Origin of the sequence: Erythrobacter sp. W302b (assembly GCF_046452395.1) — a bacterium.
Lineage (GTDB): Bacteria > Pseudomonadota > Alphaproteobacteria > Sphingomonadales > Sphingomonadaceae > Erythrobacter.
The window spans coordinates 2,647,316-2,671,335 of sequence record NZ_JBKFDH010000001.1 but is presented as its reverse complement, the minus strand read 5'-3'; the positions used below and the strand labels follow the sequence as shown (position 1 = coordinate 2,671,335).

General features: G+C 66.2%; 21 protein-coding genes, 1 tRNA gene and 1 pseudogene. 8 read left to right on the top strand and 15 right to left on the bottom strand.

All coding sequences use genetic code 11. The features are described from left to right. Positions 1-28: 28 nt before the first annotated feature. Positions 29-1,129 carry an inositol-3-phosphate synthase gene (locus tag ACLBKT_RS12655; protein WP_410183268.1) on the bottom strand — a complete coding sequence of 367 codons (1,101 nt, stop codon included), beginning with the start codon at positions 1,127-1,129 and terminating at the stop codon, positions 29-31. Between the two features lie 289 nt (positions 1,130-1,418). Here ACLBKT_RS12655 and ACLBKT_RS12650 point away from each other — a divergent pair, with 289 nt between their 5' ends. Then, positions 1,419-2,594 carry a glycosyltransferase family 4 protein gene (locus tag ACLBKT_RS12650; protein WP_410183267.1) on the top strand — a complete coding sequence of 392 codons (1,176 nt, stop codon included), beginning with the start codon at positions 1,419-1,421 and terminating at the stop codon, positions 2,592-2,594. Here the strand turns inward: ACLBKT_RS12650 and ACLBKT_RS12645 are convergent. Next, positions 2,564-3,445 carry a CDP-alcohol phosphatidyltransferase family protein gene (locus tag ACLBKT_RS12645; RefSeq protein WP_410183266.1) on the bottom strand — a complete coding sequence of 294 codons (882 nt, stop codon included), beginning with the start codon at positions 3,443-3,445 and terminating at the stop codon, positions 2,564-2,566. The genes ACLBKT_RS12650 and ACLBKT_RS12645 overlap by 31 nt on opposite strands. Before the next feature lie 104 nt (positions 3,446-3,549). Here ACLBKT_RS12645 and ACLBKT_RS12640 point away from each other — a divergent pair, with 104 nt between their 5' ends. Further along, entirely contained in the window at positions 3,550-4,581 is a 1,032-nt protein-coding gene (locus ACLBKT_RS12640; RefSeq protein ID WP_410183265.1) for a CDP-alcohol phosphatidyltransferase family protein, read from the top strand. Between the two features lie 159 nt (positions 4,582-4,740). Here ACLBKT_RS12640 and ACLBKT_RS12635 read toward each other — a convergent pair. Next, positions 4,741-4,815 (bottom strand) — tRNA-Gly (locus ACLBKT_RS12635). Positions 4,816-5,069: 254 nt separating this feature from the next. Between ACLBKT_RS12635 and ACLBKT_RS12630 the strand changes: the two genes are divergently transcribed. Further along, entirely contained in the window at positions 5,070-6,005 is a 936-nt protein-coding gene (locus tag ACLBKT_RS12630) for a tetratricopeptide repeat protein (protein WP_410183689.1), read from the top strand. A gap of 11 nt (positions 6,006-6,016) precedes the next feature. Beyond that, entirely contained in the window at positions 6,017-6,628 is a 612-nt protein-coding gene (locus ACLBKT_RS12625; protein WP_410183264.1) for an LON peptidase substrate-binding domain-containing protein, read from the top strand. A 46-nt stretch (positions 6,629-6,674) separates the two neighbouring features. Here ACLBKT_RS12625 and hisN read toward each other — a convergent pair whose 3' ends face one another. The 5 genes from hisN to ACLBKT_RS12600 form a co-directional block, all read right to left on the bottom strand. Next, positions 6,675-7,445: a histidinol-phosphatase gene (hisN, locus tag ACLBKT_RS12620; protein ID WP_410183263.1), complete on the bottom strand. Its 771-nt coding sequence runs from the start codon at positions 7,443-7,445 to the stop codon at positions 6,675-6,677. Then, entirely contained in the window at positions 7,435-7,788 is a 354-nt protein-coding gene (locus ACLBKT_RS12615) for a ribose-phosphate pyrophosphokinase (protein ID WP_410183262.1), read from the bottom strand. The genes hisN and ACLBKT_RS12615 overlap by 11 nt, the downstream gene beginning before the upstream one ends. Positions 7,789-7,830: 42 nt before the next feature. After that, on the bottom strand, positions 7,831-8,766 hold the full coding sequence (locus ACLBKT_RS12610; protein WP_410183261.1) for a ribose-phosphate pyrophosphokinase: 936 nt from the start codon (positions 8,764-8,766) through the stop codon (positions 7,831-7,833). 133 nt (positions 8,767-8,899) lie between these two features. Further along, entirely contained in the window at positions 8,900-9,766 is an 867-nt protein-coding gene (mtnP, locus tag ACLBKT_RS12605) for an S-methyl-5'-thioadenosine phosphorylase (RefSeq protein WP_410183260.1), read from the bottom strand. Between the two features lie 39 nt (positions 9,767-9,805). Beyond that, positions 9,806-10,510, bottom strand: a complete 705-nt coding sequence (locus ACLBKT_RS12600; protein WP_410183259.1) for a glutathione S-transferase family protein — start codon at positions 10,508-10,510, stop codon at positions 9,806-9,808. 185 nt (positions 10,511-10,695) lie between these two features. On the opposite strand from ACLBKT_RS12600, the gene ACLBKT_RS12595 reads away from it, so the two are divergent. From ACLBKT_RS12595 to ACLBKT_RS12585, 3 genes are read left to right on the top strand one after another with little or no spacing between them, the layout of a single operon-like run. Then, positions 10,696-12,123, top strand: a complete 1,428-nt coding sequence (locus ACLBKT_RS12595; protein WP_410183258.1) for an aldehyde dehydrogenase family protein — start codon at positions 10,696-10,698, stop codon at positions 12,121-12,123. A gap of 4 nt (positions 12,124-12,127) precedes the next feature. Then, on the top strand, positions 12,128-13,474 hold the full coding sequence (locus tag ACLBKT_RS12590; protein WP_410183257.1) for a phosphotransferase: 1,347 nt from the start codon (positions 12,128-12,130) through the stop codon (positions 13,472-13,474). Between the two features lie 3 nt (positions 13,475-13,477). Next, on the top strand, positions 13,478-14,764 hold the full coding sequence (locus ACLBKT_RS12585; RefSeq protein ID WP_410183256.1) for an acyl-CoA dehydrogenase family protein: 1,287 nt from the start codon (positions 13,478-13,480) through the stop codon (positions 14,762-14,764). 102 nt (positions 14,765-14,866) lie between these two features. On the opposite strand, the gene ACLBKT_RS12580 is transcribed toward ACLBKT_RS12585, so the two are convergent. Further along, entirely contained in the window at positions 14,867-15,829 is a 963-nt protein-coding gene (locus ACLBKT_RS12580) for a bile acid:sodium symporter family protein (protein ID WP_410183255.1), read from the bottom strand. A 128-nt stretch (positions 15,830-15,957) separates the two neighbouring features. Here ACLBKT_RS12580 and ACLBKT_RS12575 point away from each other — a divergent pair, with 128 nt between their 5' ends. Next, entirely contained in the window at positions 15,958-18,768 is a 2,811-nt protein-coding gene (locus tag ACLBKT_RS12575) for a DUF3857 domain-containing protein (protein WP_410183254.1), read from the top strand. Positions 18,769-18,806: 38 nt separating this feature from the next. On the opposite strand, the gene ACLBKT_RS12570 is transcribed toward ACLBKT_RS12575, so the two are convergent. From ACLBKT_RS12570 to ACLBKT_RS12545, 6 genes and pseudogenes are all read right to left on the bottom strand, one after another. Then, on the bottom strand, positions 18,807-19,529 hold the full coding sequence (locus ACLBKT_RS12570) for a sigma-70 family RNA polymerase sigma factor (RefSeq protein WP_410183253.1): 723 nt from the start codon (positions 19,527-19,529) through the stop codon (positions 18,807-18,809). Further along, positions 19,526-21,643, bottom strand: a pseudogene (locus tag ACLBKT_RS12565) (flagellar biosynthesis protein FlhA). The gene ACLBKT_RS12570 and the pseudogene ACLBKT_RS12565 overlap by 4 nt, the downstream one beginning before the upstream one ends. 2 nt (positions 21,644-21,645) lie before the next feature. Continuing rightward, entirely contained in the window at positions 21,646-22,623 is a 978-nt protein-coding gene (locus tag ACLBKT_RS12560) for a transglycosylase SLT domain-containing protein (protein WP_410183252.1), read from the bottom strand. 106 nt (positions 22,624-22,729) lie between these two features. Next, positions 22,730-23,077: a flagellar protein FlgN gene (locus tag ACLBKT_RS12555; protein ID WP_410183251.1), complete on the bottom strand. Its 348-nt coding sequence runs from the start codon at positions 23,075-23,077 to the stop codon at positions 22,730-22,732. Between the two features lie 4 nt (positions 23,078-23,081). Further along, on the bottom strand, positions 23,082-23,384 hold the full coding sequence (locus ACLBKT_RS12550; protein WP_410183250.1) for a flagellar biosynthesis anti-sigma factor FlgM: 303 nt from the start codon (positions 23,382-23,384) through the stop codon (positions 23,082-23,084). 78 nt (positions 23,385-23,462) lie between these two features. Beyond that, on the bottom strand, positions 23,463-23,999 hold the full coding sequence (locus ACLBKT_RS12545; RefSeq protein ID WP_410183249.1) for a flagella basal body P-ring formation protein FlgA: 537 nt from the start codon (positions 23,997-23,999) through the stop codon (positions 23,463-23,465). Positions 24,000-24,020: the final 21 nt, after the last annotated feature.

The window sequence follows — 24,020 nt, the reverse complement described above, 5'->3', positions numbered from 1 at the left end:
ACGGTTGTGCGGTTGTATCGGTCCCGCATTACTCGGCGGCGTCCAGCCTCGGCGCTGCGCGCGCGTCCAGCAGGCCCAGCGCGACATCTTCCACCAACTGCTGCGGCGGGTGTTTGCAGTAATACGCGCTTTCGGCGATCAGCGTTCCGCCTTCGCCGCGATCACGGGCGAGTTTGCAAAACCGGATCGCATCCATCACGCAGGCGGCGGAATTGGGGCTATCCTCGACCGAGAGGCGCAGCTCGAGGTTGACTGCCACGCCGCCCCATTGTGACCCCTCCAGCCGCACGAACGCGATCTTGTTGTCCTTTTGCCAAGGCACGTATTCGGCCGGGCCGATGCGGATATTCTCTTCATCCAGGCGTTGCGCCAGCGCGGCCTGCACCGCTTCGGTCTTTGACACCTTTTTGTGAGCCAGCCGCGCCGGATCCAGCATGTTCATGAAGTCGGTATTGCCACCGGTGTTCAGCTGGTAGGTTCGGTCAACCGTGACACCACGGGTCGAGAACAGGTTCGACAGTGCGCGGTGGATGATCGTGGCACCGACCTGCGCCTTGATGTCATCGCCCACGATCGGCAGACCGCGCTGGCGGAAGCGCGCCTCCCATGCGGGGTCGCTGGCGATGAACACCGGGATGGCGTTGACCACGCCAACACCGGCCTCAAGCGCGCATTCCATGTAGAATTCGCTCGCCTGTTGTGACCCAACCGGGAGGAAGTTGATCAGCACGTCCACCCGTTCACGCCGCAATGCAGCAACGATGTCGTCCTGCGTGGGTTCGGGAAGATCAGCAATCTGGAAGCCGCGCTCGCCAGCCTGCACCATGTGCGGAGCGACACCGTCAAGCACACGTCCCATAATGACCTGCGCCGAAGTCGGTTCAATATCGGCTTCGAAAACCTGCGTATTGTTGGGGCTTGCAAAAATTGCCTCAACAAGAGGTTTGCCGACTTTGCGGCGATCAACGTCAATTCCAAGAACAAAATCGACGTCGCTGGCTTGATAGCCACCGATTGACTGATGAATTAAACCGTTGCTTGACAATGTCCGCCGATAATAGGCACTACCTTGCATCAGTGAACAAGCACAGTTGCCCACGCCTACGATTGCTGCTCGTACGCGATTCATCAATACATCCTTAAATTGCCCGCAATACATCTATGGAGGGCAAGCGTCTGTCAACCCTCACGAATTTTTGTCGTGTTACCTTTCCTTGGATAAATGCGGCTAAAGAGGCCAGATTTGAAGCGGCTGAATGATCCGAAATGAACGTCATTTGGCCCGTGAAAAGGCCGGAAATCTGCCACATTCCGGCTGTGGCCGAAGCGTTGGCAAACGGCCTAGTCAGGGTATGTGACACACCGCCACACGCCTTTCGCACCTGCGGTAAACCGCGCCAAAATTCAGCTAATCCGAAATGGATGAAGTCACTGTAACAATGCCAGTACGCACGCCCCTTCGGAGCCCCCATGTCGCGCTCGATTGCCGCTATCTCGGTCCGCGCCCAAGCGGGATCGGCGAAGTTGTCGCGGCGCTCGCACATCACTTGCCGTCTCTGGCGCCTGACTTCCAATTTACGTTCCTCAGGCACGCATCTCGCGATGAACCTCTCAGCAATGCGGCCAATGTTCGAGAAGTCATTATTCGCGCTCCGGCAAATGGTCCGGTCACGTTGCTTCACCTGCCACTTGCTGTCGACTTGCGCGGGATCGACCTGTTTCATGCACCAGCCAATATCTTGCCTGGGGGACTGACAATGCCCGCGATCACAACCATTCATGACACGATGTGGCTGACGCATCCGAAATGGTGCAATCCGGCGCCCTGGGGCCGAATCGAGCAACACTTCTATGGCCATGGCATCCGGCGGGCGCTCACCCGCTCTGCGGTTGTTGCGACAGTCAGCGAAGCGAGTCGGACCGAAATTGCCCGCATCTGGTCGCAGGCGGCGGCGCGTGTGGCCGTCACCCCTTCGGGCGTTGCCGATGATTTCCACCCCGTGTCGCCCGATCCCGAAACATTGGCGCGATTGGGCGTTGCACCCGGACGGCGCTATGTCCTGATCGTCGGGCAGGGCGCGCCCTACAAGAATCACGAAGGCGCGCTGCGGGGGTTTGCGATAGGATGTGGGTCATCATCCGACATTGATCTGGTGCTGGTGCAAAGACGCGGCGGACAGCGGCAGGCTTTTGCGGAGCGCGTACGCGAGCTGGGTCTTGATGGCCGGGTTCATGTGCTGGAGCCGATCGACCGCGCGGCGCTGGTCCAGCTTTACAGCGGGGCTGCGGCGCTGCTGCATCCCTCTTTCATTGAAGGTTTTGGTAATCCGGTTGCCGAGGCGATGGCATGCGGTTGTCCGGTCGTAACCAGCAATTGCTCGGCCATGCCAGAGGTTGCCGGCGGCGCCGCGCTTCTGGTTGATCCCCATGATTCGGCTGCGATCGCCGCCGCTTTGCGGCGCGTGACGCAGGACGCCGCCCTTGCCACCACGCTGCGTCAGCTTGGCTTGGCACGCGCGGCCGCGCTTGACTGGCGGGCCTTCGCCGCGGCCAATCTTGCGCTTTATCGCAAGGTATTGGACGCCCTTGCCTGAATCAGAACCGCCTCCATCACCTGCCGCACCCGGGCGAGGGAGGCGACAAGGACGGCGCCCAAAACCACGATCTCGAACAGGAAATACCAGTGCGGCCGCCCCGCCAGCATTGCGGCACCCACCGCGAGGGTGCGGTAATTGGCGCTGAGCGGGCCGATCCGGGCGAGCAGAGCCGGGCCGTGCCGCCGCATCGCCTCGCGCAGCGGCGCGCTTGTCTCCGGCGATTGCGCTGCCATCCGCAACGCGGCACCGTGCGGCACGATCCAGCCGGTGAGCCACAGGTAATAGGCGACGAAGGGATGCCGCCGGCCCTTGGCATCAGTGGCAGGGGCCTCGCTCCCCATCCACGGAGTGCCATAGACCGCCAGTTGATATTGCCGCCGCGTGCCTTCGTAATGCGCGGCCTGCACCACGCGGCTGGCCCCCGCCGCCCACATCAACGCCCAGCCCCAGCCGCCGATCTGACCCGCGGCAATCGCCCCCATCGTCACATAGAGGACGATATGCCCGGCATAGTCGCAGATCCCATCCACCAGCTCGCCATGCGCCGAACTGCGCCCGGTCAGCCGCGCGAGATCGCCGTCCGCGCCATCAAGCGCGTGCCAAGACATATGGAGGAGTAGTCCCAGCACGGCCCCCCAAGACGCTGCGATCAGGCCATAGCTTGCAGCGGCCAGCATGATCGTCGCCGCACCGGCAGCCGAGACCATGTCCGGCGTTATCCGGGTCGACGCAAGTCTGCGCGCCAGCCGCCACGACAGGGGGTGATAGACCTGACGATTGAGCCAATCCTCCAGCTCCGCCGGTCGCGCGGGCGGCGCGGTCACCGGGGTCGAGGAAGCAGAGGTCATAAGGTATCACCGGATCCGCGGCAGGACGACGTTGCCCTGCCGTGCATCGGCGATGCATATAGGCGGCTGTTTACCAGCGCAATTCCGCAGCACTGCGAGGCCTCATGTCATCCCCCCTCGGGTATCGCTTCTCGTCGTCACGCACGGCCGACCGTCTGGTGGCCGGCGTGCCAGCGGCGGCGCGCTTGGCCAAAGCCCATGTCGCGGCGCTGCCCGGCACGCCGCTGCGGCTGGTGTTGGGCGATTCGGGTGCGCTTGCCCCGTTGACGCGCGCAGAGATCATGCGCTTGGCACCCGGCCTGCCGGTTGAACTCTCGGCAGCTGCCGACATCACTCTGCTTCCCGGCGAAGCACTGCCGGACGCGGCTACGATCCTCGCGGTGCAGGCGGGTTTGGCGGCAGCCCCCGAACAGTCGGATGATCCCGAGATGGCTTTGCGCAGAGCGGCCAAGACGATCGTGCGCGGCACGGCAAAGCCCGGCGACGGGATGATCTCGCGCCATTGCAACCGTCCCCTGTCGCAGGCCGCCTCGGCGGCGTTGCTGCGGCTCGGCTGGATCCGTCCCGGCCATGCCACCTTGCTGACCTTCCTGACCGCATTGGCGATGGTGGCAAGCTTGCTGACGGGGACACCGGGCGGGTTGGTGGTGGGGGCGCTGCTGTTCCAGATCGCGTCGGTTGTCGACGGGATCGATGGCGAGATTGCAAGGGCAACCTTCCGCTCTTCGAAGCGCGGTGCCTCGCTCGACAGCATCATTGATGCCTTCACCAACGTCGCCTTTCTGGCCGGCGCCGGGTGCAACTTCTGGATGCAGGGGCAGGCAGAGGACGCGCTGGTCGGCATGGCCGCGGGTGCTGTGATGGCCACCGGTCTCGCCCTCCTCGGAACCTCGGCCTTCCGGCGCGAGGGTATCGTCCATTTCGATGGCGCGAAACGCATTCAGGAAGAGGCGGGCAGTCCTAACGCGCGGCTGCTCAAGGACCTGACGAGCCGCGATTTCTACTGCTTTGCGCTGCTTGTCGCGGCGCTGGCCGGGGTCTTGGACGTTGCATTGAAAGTGTTTCTTGCCGCCGTCGTCGTTTGGCTGGTGGCGATCATATCGCTGCTGTCTGCGCAGGCGCGGGGCCAGCAATGACGCGTCAGGGGAGCCAACTGGCGATCAGGCGCAAAGCAAAAAGGAAGGAGCCTGAGCGCGGCGCATCGCGCCAGGCCCGCAACAGGCCGTCGCGCTGACTTGCCGGTGACCTAGGGCCCGGTGCCCGAAGGCAAAAATTCGCAAAACTGTTGGATGTAATGGAGCGGGCGAAGGGATTCGAACCCTCGACCCCAACCTTGGCAAGGTTGTGCTCTACCCCTGAGCTACGCCCGCTCACTGGCGCTGACAAAAAGCCGCAGTTGCGCGCTTCCTGCCGGAGAGGCGGCGCGATTAGCAGCGCCTTGGCACACCTGCAAGCGCTAAATTCGCACATTGGCTCGTGCAAATTTGGCGCGATTGGGGCTTGATCGCGTATAGCGCAGCGGTCAGCACAAATCCGCGCTTCACATCTTGGCGCAAGGCCCCACATTGGAGCCAATGGCGCGCGGGCGTCCAATGACACAGCAGGAGCAGATACCTTGGCCAGCATGGGACTGAGCATCGACGAACAGAAGGCGGTCGACCGTTTCCGCAAGGCGGTGGTCGAACCTTCGCAGAGCAAGCTCGTCATCCTTGATTTCTGGGCCGAATGGTGCGGCCCGTGCAAGGCGCTGACCCCGGTGCTGGAAAAGGTCGCGGGCGAATATGCCGACAAGGGCGTGGTGCTCGCCAAGATCAATGTCGACGAGGAACAGTTCATCGCCGCACAGTTCCAGGTGCGCTCGATCCCCACGGTCTATGCCATGTTCCAGGGCCAGCCGATCGCCGATCTGACCTCCGCGCGCAGCGAATCGCAGCTGAAGGCGATGCTTGATCAGTTGCTGGCGCAATTGCCGATCCAAGGCGGCGCGGCCGATGGGGTGACGGGCGAACCGCAGGGCCCTTCGCCCGAGGAGATCGCGCAGTTCGTGAAGCTGGGCGAGGAAGCCCTTGCCGCGGGCGATCCCCAGCGCGCTGCGGGCATCTTCGCGCAGATCACCGAGTTCGCACAGGACAATGCCCCCGCCCACGGTGGTCTGGTGCGCGCACTGGTGCAATTGGGCGAGGTCGATCAGGCCAGACAGGTGATGGAAGTGATCGATTCCGACCCGCGCCTCGCCACCGATCCCGCCATCGCACCTGCCCGCAGCGCGCTGGAACTTGCCGGCACCCGCGTCGACGACAGCGAGCTTGCCGCCCTGCGCGCCGCCGCCGCTGCCGCGCCTGAGGATATGGACGCGCAGTTCGCTTTTGCCGAGGCCGCCTTTGCCGCAGGCCAGCGCGATGACGCCGCCGACACCTTGCTCGCCATGATCACCGCCGACCGCGCGTGGAACGACGGCGCGGCGCGGTCCAAGCTGCTCAAGATCTTCGAGGCGACCGGCCTTGAAGACGAATGGGTGGTCGGCGTCCGCCGCCGCCTGTCGCGCGTATTGTTTGGATGACCGCAAACACCATGACCCGCCGCCTTTCCATCTTTCCCCTGACCGGCGCCGTGCTGTTCCCCGGCATGCAGCTGCCGCTTCACATCTTCGAGCCGCGCTACCGTGCGCTCGTAGGCGATGCGCTGATCCGGGACCGTCAGATCGCGATGATCCAGCCGCAGCGTGCAGTGGAAGGCGCGCCGCTCTACGCGGTCGGCTGCATCGGCAAGATCGGCGAAGTGCAGGCGATGGACGATGGGCGCTACAACCTCATCCTCGAAGGCACGGCGCGGTTCCGGCTGGTGCGCGAGCTCGATGTGGCCACCGCCTTTCGCCAGATCGAAGCCGAGGTCTATGCCGAGGACGAAGACGAAACCCTCTCCCACGCGCAGCGCGGCGGGTTTGAGCGGGAGGCGCGTCGCTTTGCCGATATGCAGGGCTATTCGGTCGATTGGGCTTCGGTCGAGCGGTTGGATGATCGCTCGCTGATCAACGGCGTCTCGCAGATCGCGCCGTTCGATCCGGCGTCAAAGCAGGCACTGCTCGAAGCCGAGACGCTGGCCGACCGCTGCGAATTGCTGGTGCAGCTGATGCAGTTCTATGGCCGCACCGATGGCAGCGAGGAAATCACCACACTGCAATAGCCGATAGCGCGCTGGCGCGGGTATCAAGGCAACTGGCGTGGGTGCGCTACCCCATCGCCTCCAGCACATCTTCCAGCCGCGCCGGATCGCCCAGTGCGATCACCGTGCCATCGCTGCCTGCGTCAAGCGGATTGCCCTGCCAGTCGGCCATCATCCCCCCTGCGCCTTCGACCACCGGGACGAGCGCGGCGTAGTCATAGAGCTTCAGCCCCGCCTCGATCACCACATCGACATGGCCGCTGGCGACCAGGCCGTAATTATAGCAGTCGCCGCCGAACACGATCTTCTTTTCCGCCACCTGCTTGGCGACCGACATGAAGGCGTCGGCCTCCTGATTGGTGAAGAGGTGCGGGCTGGTGGTGGCCAGCACGGCGTCGCGGAGTTCCTTGAGGGGGCGTGCCTGTGCGGGCTTGCCGTTGAACAGCGTCGGCTGGCCGATGCGGCCCACCCAGCGTTCTCCGCTCACCGGCTGGTCAATGATCCCGAGCACCGGCCAGCCGTCCTGTAACAACGCGATGAGCGTGCCGAAGATCGGGCGGCCGGCGATGAAGCTGGTGGTACCGTCGACCGGGTCGAGCACCCACTGCCGCCCCGCGCCCTCGTTGCGGGTGCCATATTCCTCGCCGATAATCCCGTCGGCCGAGAATTCCGCCTCGATCAACCGTCGCATTGCGGCTTCGGCGGCACGGTCGGCTTCAGTGACGAAGCTGCGGTCGGCCTTCTTCTCCTCGCTCCACTGGCCGCGGAATAGCGGACGGATCGCGGCTCCGGCGACATCGGCGAGGCGCAGGGCGAGGGCGAGATCTTTATCGGTCATGCGCTTCCCAATAATCGAACGCCTCGGCCTGTCGAGCCTGCGTATAGGCCCGTGCTTCCGTCCCCTCCCATTCGAGCGGCAAGTCGTCGTAAACGCCGGTACGGCTGACGAACCAGCCTTGGCCGGGCAATCCGTCCGACTGGCGCACGACCAGCACCGCGAGGCCGGGCTCCCCGCAAGCGCGCCCGTCCTCGTCGATCCGGTCGAGCACCTTGCACAGCTGGCGCATCAGGGGCCGCGTGAAGGTATGGCCGAGAATGGCGAGGAGCCCGCCGTAGGTGAAGGTCTGCCGCTGGCGGGCGGCGTCGATCAGAAGGGCGCGGATTTCGCTGGGGTCGAACATCAAAGCCCCCTCCTCTTCAGAAGGGGGAGAATGGTCGGCAACTCAATCAAACAGGCTCGAAACCGAGCTCTCATCCGCAATCCGCCGGATCGCCTCGCCCACCAGCGGGGCGATCGGCAGGATGCGGATGCGGTCGGAGGCTTCGGCGGCCTCGGTCGGGCGGATCGAATCGGTGATGACCAGCTCCTTGAGGCTCGACCCGTTGATCCGCGCCACCGCCCCGCCCGAGAGCACGCCGTGAGTGATGTAGGCCGCGACCGACTTCGCCCCGCCTTCCAGCAGTGCCTCGGCCGCGTTGCACAGCGTGCCGCCCGAATCGACGATATCGTCGATCAGGATGCAGTGCCGCCCGGAAACGTCGCCGATGATGTTCATCACCTCCGATTCGCCCGGACGATCACGCCGCTTGTCGACGATGGCCAGCGGGGCGTTGTCGAGCCGCTTGGCCAGCGCCCGCGCGCGGACCACGCCGCCGACGTCGGGCGAGACCACCATCAGCGACTGGTCGCCGTAACGCGCCTGAATGTCCGCCGCCATGACGGGCGCGGCGTAGAGGTTGTCGGTCGGAATATCGAAAAAGCCCTGAATCTGCCCGGCGTGAAGATCGACCGCCAGCATCCGGTCGGCGCCCGCCTCGGTGATGAGGTTCGCCACCAGCTTGGCCGAAATCGGCGTGCGGGGGCCGGGCTTGCGGTCCTGCCGCGCATAGCCGAAATAGGGCACCACCGCCGTGATCCGCTTGGCAGACGCGCGGCGCAGCGCGTCGATGCAGATCAAGAGCTCCATCAGGTTGTCGTTCGCCGGGAAGTTGGTCGGCTGGACGACGAACACGTCCTCCCCGCGCACATTCTCGTGAATCTCGACGAAGACCTCCTCGTCCGAGAAGCGCCGCACGCTGGCATCGGTCAGCGGGATTTCGAGATAGGCCGCAATGGCCCGGGCGAGCGGCAGGTTCGAATTGCCGGACATGATCTTCATCGCTGCGAATCCCCGTTGGCGCGTGACGCTTCCGCCTAGCGCGGCGTCATGGAATTGCAACGCAGCGCTGCGGCGTTCTCGTCAGGTAAGGTGGGACTTTCGCACTGCGAATAGCCGACTGGGCCGCGCGAGCTTACCCGAACAGCCGCCCGGCGACTGCATCCAGCTTGGCCATGACCGCCGGGTCGTGTTCGTCGGGCGCAGTGATCACCGCATCGTCCAGCGCGAAATCGATCGGGGAAGGTTCGCGCTCTTGCGGCAGAGCGGCGATGAAATTCGCCACCATCGCGCGGGCAAGCGCGCCGTTGGCCTGCATCTGGCCAACCACCTGCGCCACATCGACCGCTTCGCCTTCGCGCCAGCAGTCATAATCGGTGACCATGCCGACCAGCGCATAGGGCAGCTCCGCCTCGCGCGCGAGTTTCGCCTCGGGCATCGCGGTCATGCCAATCACATCGGCGCCCCAGGCGCGGTACATCCGGCTTTCGGCGCGGGTAGAGAATTGCGGGCCCTCCATCGCGAGATAGGTCGCGCCGACTGCTACCTTCCCCCCGGCGTCGCTGATCGCGTGAGCGGCCATGTCCGACAGGCGCGGGCAGACCGGATCGGCCATCGAGACATGGGTGACAAAGCCGCTGGTATAGAAGGTGCTGGGGCGGTGCACGGTGCGGTCGATGAATTGCTCGACCACGGCAAAGCGCCCCGGCTCCAGCTCCTCGCGCAAGGATCCCACCGCGCTGATCGCCAGAACATCGGTGCAACCCGCCCGCTTCAGCGCGTCGATATTGGCGCGGGCGTTCAACTCCGTCGGCGTGATCGGGTGGCCTCGGCCATGGCGCGGGAGAAAGCGCACCTTCACCCCGGCGAGCGTCCCGCACAGAATTTCGTCCGACGGGTCACCCCAAGGCGTGTCGATCGCGATCCACTGCGCGTCTTCCAGGCCGTCGATAGCATAGAGGCCTGATCCGCCGATGATCCCGATGCACCATTCGCTGGCCATTTTGCTCGCCTGTTCTCTGATCGCTTTGGGATGTGGGGCTTAGGTCAGGTCGAAGCGGGTGGGCAAGGCCCTGCGGATCATCTTTTCCGCCGCCGCATAAGGTTCGGCGATCAGCGGCAGGGCCTGCATCGCAGCGTAATGTGCGGCAAGGCCGGGCCAGCGATCCAGCGGCATCTCTGCCACCAGCGCGATCTGCATCAGCACCGTCGCCACGGTGATGTCGGCAATCGAGAGCGCGTCGCCCGCGAAGAATGCGCGTCCGCCGAGCCGCGCTTCGAGCACATCGAAGATCGGCGGCAGCTGGTTCGCCCAGGCATCGCGTGCCTTTTCGAGCCCTGGCTCCTCGCCCTTGCTGACCGCGAAGAAGATCGGCCGGAAGATGCCTAGGCCGCCCGCCATCGCCAGCGCGGTGTCGGCATATTCCTCGATGAACAGCGCTTCGCCCAGTGCCATCGGGATATCGGGATAGAGCGCCGGGGTGGGGTGCTTCTTCTCGATGAACGCGCAGATGGCGGAGGAATCGGCGATGGTGCCCGCCAGGCCTTCCTCTGCCACCGAACGGTCGCGCAGCACCGGAATGCGCTTCATCGGTGAGATGTCGCGGAACCACTGGGGCGGATCGAACACGTTGATCGCCTCGACCTCGTAAGGCACGCCCTTGGCGATGCAGACCCCGGCGACCTTGCGCACGAAGGGCGAGATCGGGCTGCCGTAAATCACCAGATCAGGGCGGGAATCACTCATGCGGCTCTCCTCCAAGGCATCTCTCGCCGGTTCCATAGGCCCCCATGCCGATAGCGCAATCATCAGGTGATCGCGCCCGGACATCGCGCTAGCCCTGTCGTCAACGCAAGCGTTGCGTTTTGCTACGCAACGCGCCAACCTGATTGCGAGAGACGACTCCCCCCATTCGTAGAGAGGACAGACAGATGGTCACCCAGTACAAGAACCTTATCGGCGGCGAGATGGTCGCGACCGACCGCTGGCTCGACGTGGTGAACCCCGCCAACGAGCAGGTGATCGGCCAGGTCCCCGCCTGCGGCCAGGCCGAGCTTGACCGCGCGGTCGCCGCTGCCCGCGCTGCGTTCAAGACGTGGAAGAACACCCCCATCGAGGAACGCCGCGCCGCGATCATGGCGATTTCGGGCGCGATCAAGGCCAATGCCGAGGAACTCTACCGCCTGCTCACCAGCGAGCAGGGCAAGCCCCACGATCAGGCGCGCGGCGAAATCTACGGCGCGGCCGGGATGAGCGCGGCGCAATCGACCCTCAGCCTCGAAGACGAGATCAACGAGGACAGCGACACCCGCCTGTCGCGCACCCGCCGTGTGCCGGTGGGCGTTGTCGGCGGCATCGTGCCGTGGAACTTCCCCGTCATGATGGCGATCCAGAAGATCGTCCCCGCGATGCTTTCGGGCTGCACCATCGTGCTGAAGCCCTCGCCCTTCACCCCGCTCACCACGCTGCGCATCGCCGAGCTGATCGCCGACAAGGTGCCCGCGGGTGTCGTCAACATCATCACCGGCGAGGACGACCTCGGCCCGATGATCACCAGCCACCCCGATATCGACAAGATCACCTTCACCGGCTCGACCGCGACGGGGAAGAAGATCATGGAAGGCGCCAGCGCCGATCTCAAGCGCATCACCCTCGAACTCGGCGGCAACGATGCCTCGATCGTGCTCCCCGATGCCGATCCCAAGAAGGTCGCCGAACAGCTGTTCTGGTCGAGCTTCTCCAACGCCGGGCAGATCTGCGTCGCGGCCAAGCGCGTCTATATCCATGAGGATATCTACGATGAACTCAGCGCCGCCATCGTCGAATATGCCAAAACCGTGAAGGTCGGCGACGGCAGCCAGCAGGGCACCGGCGTCGGCCCGATCCAGAACAAGAAGCAGTACGAGCGCGTGCTGGAGCTGATCGAGGACGCCAAGGAGAACGGCTACAAGTTCCTGCTCGGCGGCAATGTCGATCCCTCGGGCACCGGCTACTTCGTGCCGCTGACCATCCTCGACAACCCGCCCGAAGATGCGCGGATCGTGGCCGAGGAACAGTTCGGCCCGGTCATGCCGCTGATGAAGTTCTCGACCGAGGAAGAGGTCATCGCGCGCGCCAACAACTCCGAATACGGCCTCGCCGGCGCGGTGTGGACCGGCAACCCCGAGAAGGGCGTGGAGATCGCCGAGCAGCTCGAAACCGGCACGGTGTGGGTCAACGAATACCTCCACCTCTCGCCCTTCGCGCCCTTTGGCGGGCACAAGCAGTCGGGCTTCGGCGCCGAATACGGCAAGGAAGGCCTCAAGGAGTTCACCTATCCGCAGGTGATCACCGTCAAGAAGGACGCCGTCACCGCCTGATCCGGTGGCAGTAACGGTTGAAGACCTGAGCGCCGGGCTGGCGCGGGTGTGTGCCCGCGTCGGCCTCGGCGCTTTGTCGTTGGCGCCGCAGCGCCTGACGGGCGGGGCGGTGATGGAAAGCTGGCGGTTCGAGGCGGGGGGCTCCGACTGCGTGTTGCGCCGCGCCCCGAGCCTCGCCTTCATGGAGGGGCGGCCTTACGGGCACGCGACCGAAGCCGCGCTGATCGAGGCGGCGCGGGCCAAGGGCGTGACCGCGCCGGAAGTGGTGGCGGTGCTGGAAGAGGCGGACGGGCTGGGTTCCGGCTTCATCATGCGCGCGCTGCCGGGGACGGCGGACCCCAAGGTCATTCTCGGTTGCGACGATCCCGATGGGTTGCTGCGCGACATCGCGCGTGATCTGGCGCGCATCCACTCGCTGCGGCAGTCCGACGTGCCCGCAGGCGTGCCGGTGATGGACTACCGCGCCGCGATTGCCGACCTCAAGGCGCAGTTCATGGACGCGGGTGGCGACCGACCGATCATTGCGCTCGGGCTCAAGTGGTTGGAGGACAACTGCCCGCCTGAGGTCGAGCCCGTCCTAAACCACGGCGACTACCGCATGGGCAATCTGCTGGTGGAGGGCTCGGCGCTGACCGGCGTGCTCGACTGGGAGATCGCCCACTTCGGCGACCGCCATGAAGACCTCGCCTTCGGCTGCATGGCGGTGTGGCGCTTCGCCCGCTACGACCGCCCCGCGCTGGGGCTGGGGAGCATCGCCGACTACATCGCCGCCTATGAGGCCGAGGCGGGGGTGACCATCGACCCCGCGCGGTTCCGCTTCTGGACGATCTACCGGACGGTGTGGTGGGCGCTCGGGTGCCTCAAGATGGCCGCGCAATGGCGCTCGGGCGCGGACCGGATGCTCGAACGCGTGGTGATCTCGCGCCGGACGAGCGAGCAGGAGCTCGATCTGCTGCTGCTGCTGGAGGAGGACGCGTCGGAGGAAGAGCGGGGACGGCCAGTTGTCCTCCCCGATATGTCCTGCACTTATCTCGGCGAGGCCAATCAGGCTGAGATGGCTACCGCCATCGCCGAGTGGCTCGATACCCTGAAGGACAAGCTGACCGGGCATGACCGCTTTCAATTGGCGGTCGCACGGAACGCACTTGGCATGATCGCCCGTGAGGATGACCTGCTGCCCTATCCAGGCGACTACCTGCTGTCGGAGGCACTCTTGGTGGGCGAGAAATCGGTCAAATCATCGGGATTGCTAGCTGACTTGAGATCGTCGGCACTACAAAAGTTGAGCGCAGACGTTCCCAAATACCCTGCGCTCAAAGCGGCGCGGAAGAAGTGGCTTGGAGAGGAATAACCCATGGACTTCGCGCTTCCCGCCGACCTGCAAGCCTATCTCGACGAACTCGACGCCTTCATCGCCGCCGAGATCAAGCCCCTGGAGCAGCAGGACGACAACATCCGCTTCTTCGACCACCGCCGCGAATATGCGCGCACGGATTTCGAAGCGGGCGGGCTGCCCCGGCACGAGTGGGAGGAGCTGCTCAAGGAAGCCACCCGCCGCGCCGACAAGGCGGGCCATTGGCGCTTCTCCGCCCCCAAGCGCTATGGCGGCAAGGACGGCAGCAACCTCTGGATGGCGGTGATCCGCGAGCACTTCGCGCGCCAGGGCCTTGGCCTCCACAATGACTTGCAGAACGAGCACAGCATCGTGGGCAACTTCCCCTTCGTCGCCATGTTCGACCAGTGGGGCACCGAGGAACAGAAGCAGGAATTCATCCTCGGCGGCTTCGAGCGCACGCGGCGGGTCGCCTTCGGCCTCACCGAACCGCACCACGGCTCGGACGCCACCCACATGGAAACCCATGCGGTCAGGGAAACCCGCGATGGGGTCGATGGCTGGCTGATCAACGGCGAGAAGATGTGGATCACCGGCATGCACGTCGCCACCCACTGCGCGATGTTTGCGCGCACGGCGGGCAAGGCGGGGGACGCGAGCGGGATCACCTGTTTCCTCGTCCCCAATCCGACGCCGGGCCTCGAAATCGAGGAGTGGCTGTGGACCTTCAACATGCCCACCGACCACCCGCGCCTCAGCGTGACCAACGTGTGGGTGCCCGACAGCGCGATCCTCGGCGTGGAAGGCCGCGGGTTGGCGCTGGCGCAGAGCTTCGTCCACCAGAACCGCATCCGGCAGGCGGCGAGCAGCTGCGGCGCGGCGCTCTATTGCATTGATGAGAGTGTGAAATATGCGCGCGAACGCAAGCCCTTCGGGGAGGAGCTGGCGCGCAATCAGGCGATCCAGTTCCCCTTGGTGGAGCTGGCGACGCAGGCGGAGATGCTGCGGCTCCTGATCTTCAAGACCGCGTGGGAGATGGACAATATGCCCCACGAGGCGATCGAGAAGACCATCTCGGACAAGGTCTCGATGTGCAATTACTGGGCGAACCGGCTGGTGTGCGAGGCGGCGGACCGGGCGATGCAGGTCCACGGCGGCATCGGCTATTCGCGCCACAAGCCCTTCGAGCACATCTACCGCCACCACCGCCGCTACCGGATCACCGAGGGCAGCGAGGAGATTCAGATGCGCAAGGTGGGGGCCTACCTGTTCGGCTATCTCGGGCCGAAGCGGGGCATGTACGGCTAGCCCCTTCCCTTGGGGGGAAGGGGTTGGGGATGGGGGTACGACGCCCGCTGATGCCGAACCCCCACCCCCAGCCCCTCCCCAAGGGGAGGGGAGGAAGAAGGGCTAACCCCTCCGCCGCCACCACCCCGCCAGCAGGCTCCCGATCACCACGTGCCACACGGCCGAAATCGCCGCTGGAACCGGGGCGAGGGCGGCTTGCTGGATGCTGGCGAACTGCGCGGCAAAGGCAGGGGTTTTCGCCAACCCTGACCCGAGGCCCGAATTCTGCATCCCCACCTCGATGCTGATCGTGCGCGCCTCGATCTCGCCCAGCCCCAGCATCCGGGCCAGCCCATAACCCAGCGCAAAGCCTACCGCGTGCAGCAGGAAGGTCGCCAGCAGCAGCACGCCTGCGTGCGCGGCAATCTGCGTCTTTGCCCCGCCGACGATCCCGCCCACAATCAGGATGACAAGCACGATGGCGACCAGCGGCAGCACCGCACTGACCCGTTCTGCGGCGCGCGGGAACAGGCGGTTGAGCAGCGTGCCCAGCACCACCGGCACCAGCACAATGCTCACCATGTTGGCGAGGAGGTTCCAGCGGTCGATCTCGACATAGGCCCCCGCCAACCACCCGGTCAGCAGCGGGGTCAGCACCACGGCGGCAAGGGTCGAGGCCATGGTCATTGCCACCGACAGCGCCACATGGCCGCGCGCGATGTAGGTGACCACGTTCGACGCCGTGCCACCCGGACAGCAGGCGACCAAAATCAGGCCCACCGCCAGCCCCGGCTCCAGCGAAAGCGCGCGGGCAACCGCGAAGCCCGTCAGCGGCATCACCGCAAATTGCAGCACCACGCCTGCAACCAGCGCGCGCGGCGCCGAGGCGAGCTTGCGGTAATCATCGAAGGTCAGGGTCAGGCCCATCGCGAGCATGATCACGCCGAGCGCAAGGCTGAGCAGCGGTTGCCCGGCAAGGGTGATCCGACCGTCGGTCATCCAGGTGAAGCCCGCGGGGAAGAACCACGCCAGCCCCACGCCCAGGACAGTCAGCACGGCAAAATTGTTGGTGATTGTGCGCAGCATGGCCCCCTCTTTGCGCCCCCCTTCGTTGCGCGTTAGCGCAAGACGGGGATCGGTGCACCCATTCCGGCTCTAGCAATATCCGAAACCGGCGCTAGGCTCTCAAGTCATTCGTTGAATGGGGGTCTTTCATGTCGCGCCGTCTCGCCAATCGATTTGCTCGCCCCTTGGCAGGCCTGCTGCTGGCCGGGACGGCGGCGGTGCCGGTGTGGGCAGGTGAGACCGTGCTGTATGACGCCGCGCCGAGCTGGGTCGAGGTCGCCAGGGTTGACCCCAAACCGGCCAATTCCAATGCCATCATCATGCTGCTTGATCAGCAAGCCCGGATCGAAACCGGCAAGCTGTCGACCTACATCGACACCGCCGTGGCGCTCGATTCCCCTGAAGCGCTGACCCGCTTCGGCACGCTGACGGCGAGCTGGATGCCCGACAAGGGCGATCTCATCGTCCACCGGGTCGAGCTGATCCGCGCGGGCGAAGTGATCGACGTGCTGAAGGGCGGCGCGCAGTTCGAAGTGTTGCGGCGCGAACGCGGTCTCGAAAACCGGCTCGTCGATGGCCAGCTTACCGCGACGCTGGCAGTGCAGGGCGCCAAGCTCGGCGATGTGTTGCGGCTCGCCTATTCCACCACCCTGAGCGATCAGGCGATGGGCGATAATGTGCAGTGGCAGGGCGGGCTCATCGCCAAGCCCTTTCCGCTCGAACAGGGGCGCGTCACGGTGTCATGGCCCGAGGCGCTGCCGGTCACCCGCCTGCGGCTGGGCAAGGCCGCCGTGCCGGAGCCGGTCGCGAAGGGCGGGTACATGGTGTGGTCGGCCTCCCTGCCGGTGCCCGAGGGTGATGAGATGCCCGAAGACGCGCCCTCGCGCTTCCGCATTGGCGAGCTGATGCAGGTATCGACCTATGCCGATTGGCCTGCGGTTTCGCGCAATCACGCCCAGCATTATGGCACCGCGGGGAAGGTGACGCCCGGCGGCGATCTGGCGGGCCGTATCGCCGGGATTGCCGCGGCGAGCGATGATCCGCGCACCCGCGCGGCGATGGCTCTGAGGCTGGTGCAGGACGATATCAGCTACCTTATGAACGGCATGTCGGGCGGCAATTACATCCCCCAGGCGCCCGAGGAGACGTGGGAAAAGCGCTTTGGCGATTGCAAGGCCAAGACGCTGCTGCTGCTCACCATGCTGCGCGAGCTGGGGATCGAGGCCGAGCCGGTGCTGGTCCGCAGTCAGGGCGGCGATGCCTTGCCGAGCCTTTCGCCAATGCCCGGCAATTTCGACCATGTGATCGTGCGCGCGGTGATCGGCGGCACGAATTTCTGGCTCGACGGCACCACGTCAGGGGTGCGTGCCGATACGATGGATGAAGTGCCGCGCTTCTTCCACGGCCTGCCGCTGCGCGATGCGGGCGCGGAACTGATGGCGCTCGACACGCGGGCGCAGTCGACGCCTGACCGGGTGGTGCGCCTGACCGTCGATCAGCGCGCGGGCCTGCGCGTTCCGGCGACCTTCGATGTGACCATCGAATATCGCGGCACGATCGGGGCAGGCTGGCGCAGCATGGCCTCGCAAGGCAGCGACGAAATGCGCGAGGACGCGGTGGCTTCCGCCATCACCGAAGTGATCGGCGATGGGCAGGTGGTCGAGCATTCGGTGCGCTACGATGCTGAGGCGGGCCTTGCCGTGCTGACCGGGCGCGGGATCATGAGCAGCGCGTGGACGCGGGACGGCACCGACTACAAGTTCGAGCCGCCCGCTCAGGCCGCGCGCGATGTCGGGTTCGAAGCGGACCGTGCACGCAGTGCGTGGCGCGCCATCCCGCTCCAGCTCAACGGCCCGGTCTATTTTACCAGCACGGCCGAGGTGCTGCTGCCCGACGATGTCGCAGGCGTGAACCTGGAAGGCAGCGCCGCGCCCGTTTCTGCCACCATCGGCGGGGTCGAACTGGCCTCCACCGCCAAGCTGGAAGGGCGCAAGCTGACAGTCGATCAGACGATGCGCACTCTGAAGGAAGAACTCGCCGCCGATGCCATCGGCGCGGCGCGACGCGAACTCAACCGGTTCGACCGCCAGCTGCCGGTGCTGCGTTCGCAAGGCGACGTGCGCGAATTGTGGCAATATTTCGGGAAGGACCGCGCGCGGCTTTCCGCGCTCGAAGCGCTCTATGCCAAGGGGATTGCCAAGGCGGAGCCGGATGATCCCTATCCGCTGATCAACCGCGCGGGCTTCCGCATGGGCATCTTCGATTTTGCCGGCGCGCTGGCCGATGTCGAAGCGGCCATGAAAATCGAGGATTCGCGCGATCTGATCTACGCCCGCGCCACCCTGCGGCGCGAGCTGGGCGATATGTCCGGCGCGCTCGCCGATCTGGTCGAGGCCGAAGCGCTGCAACCCGATGGCTCGACCTATGGCGAACAGATCGAACTGCTCGCCTTGCTGGGCCGCGCCGAGGAAGGGTTGGCGCTGGCAGAGGATTTCGAGGCCCTGACCAAGGAGCGCGCCGACGGCGTGACGGTGATGGCATCCGCGCTTGGCTGGCAGGGCGCGGCGGAGGAAGGGCTCGATCTGCTGGATGGCATGATCGCCCAGCGGCCAACCGACGGGAACCTGCTCAACGCCCTGTGCTGGCAAGCGGCGATCTGGTCGAAGATGGACGAGATGCGGCTCGATTCCTGCACCAAGGCGGTCGAGAAAAGCGACAATGCGCCGACCGCGCTCGATAGCCGGGCGATGGCGCATTTCCGGCTCGGCAACCTTGCGGCGGCCAAGGCGGATATCGACGCGGCGTTGCTGGCGGAGCCCTATCAGGTCGAATCCCGCCTGCTGCGCGGCATCATCCTCACGCAAATGGGCGACAAGAGCGGCAAGGACGAGATCGCGCTCGCGCTGAAGATGCGGCCTTCGCTGGCCGCGACCTACAAGGCGTTCGGGCTGACGTTCTAAGGGTATTTTGTCGACCTAACGCTTCGCTGCTTGAGGCCTTATGCCGCCTCCAGCAGCGCGCGCAGGTCTTTCAGAGCCTTGGCGCGCAGCTGGTGCACGCGCGGCACGCTGACGTCGAGCACGGCGGCGATTTCGGTGAGGTTCAATTCCTCGACGAAGAACAGTTGCAGCACCAGTTTCAGCCGGTCGGGCAATTCGATCATGGCGTGCAGCAACCGGTCACGATCCTCGGCGGCGCACAGCGCTTCGAACGGATCGGGATCGTCGCTGGCGAAGGCGAGGCTGGTTTCGTCATAGGCGTCATCGATCGGGGTCAGCTTCACGCCTGAGGCTTCGATGGCGAGCAATTCCGAATCGCTGACGGCCATCGCGCGGGCAAGCTCTGCACGGCTTGGCTCGCGGCCCAATTGCCCGCGCAGGGCGGACAGCGCGCGTTCGTAGCCGGTGCGTTTGGCGCGTGCTGTCCGGCTGTCATGGGCAAGGCGGCGCACCTCATCCAGCATCGCCCCGCGCACCCGGATCTTGGCATAGGCGGCAAAGCCGTCCTCGGTCGGCCCGGCGTGGCGCTGAGCGCATTCGGTCAGCGCGAGGATCCCGGCCTGCACCAGATCCTCGATCTCGAGCCCCTCACGCCCACGCCCGTTGATGTGCCACGCGGTGCGGCGGACGAGCGGGAGGAAACGGCGCACGCGATCAGCCACCTCGGCGCGGGTGGGGGCATAGGGGGCGGGCTGCGCAAAGCTGGCGTGGTCTTGCTTCATGCGGCCAGCCCCTCAGGCGCAGGAGGGGCAAGTTCGGGGGTGTCCTCGGTCGCTCCGATCACGCCCACCACCGCAATCGGCTGGGCGGCGGGCAGTTCGGCGATGGAGAGGACAAGGCAGCGCGGTGCGCGGGTCTTGAGCAAGGCGGCGAGCGCGCGGCGGGCGGGTGGCTGCACAATCAGCGCAATGGGGCTGCTCTCGCGGTCGGCGATCCGGCTCGCCTCGCGCACGATCATGCTGCTGCAATCGGGCTCGATCAGCGGTTGCCCGGTGGCCGGGTCGATCATCCCGCCGAGAATGGCGCTCTCCAGTCCGGCATCAAGCGTGATGACCTTCAGCGGCTCACCCGGCGCAGCGATGCGGGCGACGAGCCGCGCGGCCATATCGGCGCGCACGGCATCGATCACCGCGTCGAAATCACTGGTCTTCTGGAGCGCCAGCGCCAGCGAGGTGAACAGCGGCTATGGATGCGCCAGCCCGATCCCGTCGGCCATCAGCGCCCGCAGGGTGCGGGTCAGCGCCGCGAGCGGCAGCGGGTCGGGCGTCACCGCCTCGACCAGAGCGGGCGCGCGGGCCTTGAGCCCATCGACCCACTCGCGCACTTCGTCCGGGCCGAGCAATTGGTGCGCCTCGGCCAGCAAGGCCTGATTGGCGTGGGTGGCAATGACCGAGGCGGGATCGACCACGAGGAAGCCCTCGGCCACGGCATGGTCGCGCGCGGACGGCGTAATCCATAGCGCTGGGTAATCGAAGGAGGGATCGCGGGTCGGCTCGCCGGTCAACCCGTGCCCCGGCCTAACATCACCCGCGTCGATGGCGAGCAGTTTGCCAGTCCGCACGCTCCCGCGCGCGATGCTCACCCCGCCCATCAGCACAGCGTAATCCTGGGCAGCGAGATCAAGCGAATCCCGGATCCGGAACTGCGGCAGCACAAAGCCGAGATCGCGCGACAACTGCTTGCGGATGCCCGTGATCCGGGTGATCAGCGGCGCGCCCTGTGCGGCATCCACGAGGCCGACGATGCCATAGCCCAGTTCAATCGTGACCAGCGTGCCATCGGCCACATCGGCGAGCGCAATGTGATCGGGGGCTTCGTCTTCTGTCGCCTCGATGATCGGGGCAGGCGCGGCGGCGCGGCGTTTCAGGTGCCACCAGATCGCTGCCGCAATGGCGGCTCCGGGGAGGAAAAACAGCTGCGGCATCGCAGGCACCACGCCCACGGCGCCGAGGATCAGCGCCACTGGCAACCATCCGCGCGGATCGGCGAACTGGCCGCCGATTTGCCCGGCCAGATCGCGTTGATCGCTGACCCGCGTCACGATGGCGGCCGCCGCAATCGACAGCAGCAGCGCAGGCACCTGCGCCACCAGCGCGTCGCCCACGGCGAGGGTGACATAGGCTTCGCCCGCCTCGGCGGCGCTCAACCCGTGGCTGATGATCCCGATGGCGAACCCGGCGATGATGTTGACCCCGAGGATCAGGAGCGCGGCGACGGCGTCGCCCTTCACGAACTTGGAGGCGCCGTCCATCGAGCCGTAAAAATCGGCCTCGACGGTGACCTCGCGGCGGCGCTCGCGCGCTTCGTCGGCGGTGATGAGGCCTGCGGCAATATCGGCGTCGATTGCCATCTGCTTGCCCGGCAAGGCGTCGAGCACGAAGCGCGCCGAGACTTCCGAGACGCGGCCCGCGCCCTTGGTGATGACGATCATGTTGATGATCATCAGGATCGCGAAGACAAACAACCCGACGACGAAATTGCCGCCCACCAGAAAGGCCGCGAAGCTCTCGATCACATGCCCAGCGGCCGCGCCGCCTTAGTGCCCGTGGACCAACACCACGCGCGTCGAGGCGACATTCAGGGCAAGCCGCAGCAGGGTCGCGAACAGCAGCACCGAGGGGAAGGACGAGAAATCGAGCGGTCGCTTGGCGTTCAGCGCCACCATCAGCACCGCGATCGAAATCGCGATATTGAGCACGAAGAAGATGTCGAGCAGCAGCGCCGGGATCGGCAGCACCATCAGCGCCAGCAGCGCAAATATGCCGACCGGCAGGGTCAGCGCGGCAGACGCGGTGCCGAAGCGCGCGACGCGGGAGGTGATGGCAGCGGGGGGCATCATCACAGGCCCAGCGCGTTGAGCGTATCATAGGCGCGGCGCACCTGCCGGGGCGCAGCGGCGGAATCGGTCCCGAAGGTCGCACCCAGCACCTGCGACATGGGCCGTCTTTGGGGCGACTGAACGGTTGCCGCAGGCAGCGAGGCCTGCGTCAGCGCGGGCGGTATTCCGGGGCCGAACACGTCCTCGTCAGCGATCAAGTACGGGGCGGGGGTGAAACCGCTTGTGTGGCTGGCGTCGGCGCGGCCGAGCGCGCGGTTGAGCTTGCCGCCGATCACGTCCATCACCTGCGCCAGAGAGCGGGGCGCGCCATCGGGCGCATAGAAGATCGCGCGGTTGGCAGCGGCGGGGCGCGCGAACAGCGCGGCTGCGTTCTGGCCCGGATCGGCCTGCAATTCGCTCAGGAACCGCCCCGCCCCGCCCGCGCCGAGGAAATGGGCGAGGTACAGCTCGGCATGGCTCGGCTGGCGGCCGAGGATTGGCAGCAGATGCGCGCGGTTATCCTCCGCCAGCCCCGCCGCCATCAGCGCGGCGACCTGCGGGTCGTTGCGCAAGGCCAGGATCGCCTCGCGCTGGGCGGGATCGGCGACATAGGCGCTGCCCGAGGGCGTCAGGTTGATCTGATCGGCCACCGCCTCCAGCCCGAAGCGCGGGCCGTGTTTCTTGACGGTATCAAGCCAGGTGCTGTCGATGAACTGATACAGCCCGGTCGCGCTCGATGTGGCGGCGCGGGCGGTGGGGTTCATCGCCGACTCCACCTCGGCCTGGGCGAGGAGATAGTTGAAATCGACGCTGGTGGCCTGCGCCGCATGGGCAATCGCGGCTTCGACGGGGGAACCGGGTGCGGCGATCTGGCGGGCGGCAGGCAGCGCGCCGTCCTCCCGCTGCGCCCGCGCAGCGGCGTGGGTGCGCGCGGCGGTTTCAAACCCGACGCGGATCGACCCGGTGGGCAGGCCCCCTGATGAAGCAGACTGGTTCACGCATCCTCCGCCCAGTGGCGAGCACCGCAGGAATGGGCGGCGCTTTCACGGGCGGATTGTGCAAACGGCGTGCCAGAAGCAGGCCGCGCCGCCTCAGCACGAATACCTAGGGGCGGGTCGGATCATAGGTCGCGCGCGGCGAGCGGCCGAGGCCATGCCGCCGCCCACCCAGCGCTTCGATCCGCGCAGCGACATTGGCGGCAAGCAGATTGCGCACCCGACGATTAACCTCGTTGAGTTGTCGCGCGGTCTCGGCGAGGGTGCGGGTCTCCCCGTCAAGCGTCTGCGGGCCGATACTGGCCATCGCATCGCACAGAGCCTCCTTGTCGCGCGCCGCGCCGATCAGTCCGTCGGCATCGAGCGCGGCAAGCGCCTGCCGCTCGCGCTCCAGCACGGCAATCATTTGCCGCAGGCTCTGCGACAGCGCCGCGGCCTGGGGGAGGGTGTCAGTCACCGGCTCAGCTCCGCTCGGGCAGTGACAGGCTGACCTGCGCAGCGATCATCGCATCGACGATCTTGGTCGGCACCAGGGGGTATGAGCCATCGCGCAGCGCGTCCCGGATCTGAGCGACCCGCTCGGCATCGACCGGCGGGCGGATCGCCTCGCTGGTGCCGGTGACTTCGACGCTGATGCCGGATGTGCTGCCGGTGTTGGCGGCAATGGCGGGACGGGCGCGCGCGTCCATCTGCGCGCGGTCGCTGGCAGAGAGCGCGCGTGCGGCGCTGATGCCCGGCAATTTGCTCAGTTCGACAGAGGGCATGGCAATGTCCTTCGCATGGGTTCCTGCGAGCGAGAACGGCGGCGCGGGAGCGGGTTTAAGGGGCGGTGGGCGGGTTTCTCAATCGGCGGGGATCACCGCGAGGCCGGGGCGTACGATCCGGGCGCGCAAGGGCTCGCCCTTGCGGTTGGTGCGCACCTCGATCCAGTCGCCCACCGCGCCCGCCTGCATCGCTTCGCCCGGTTGCTGGACGCTGAAACCGCGCCCGCGCACCATGATGGTGAGCGCATCGCCGCGCTTGACCGCGGGCGCGGCGCGCGTGGCGGCGGTCGATCCGGCGGCAGGCGTGATGGCAACGAAGATGCGCCAGCTGACCGGCCCGGGGCATTCGACCTGCACGGCGGTCCGCGCCGCAGTGTGCCAGCTCACCGCGAGCGACCCGGCGCAGGCGGCAAGCTGCAATCGCGGATCGGTCGCCGCCCGGGCCCCGCCGGGGGCACCGATGGCGGCGCCGGTAAACTCGGTCACAGCGCGGTCGATCATCGCCGGATCGGTCATCCCGCGCGCCTCGGCGGCGGGTTCGCATAGCGGCAGCAGCATCGGCAATGCCAGCGGGCTCAGCCGCCATCCAAAGTGCCGGGGAAAGTTTGTGTCCACGCGGGGGCGCTCCTTGTTTCT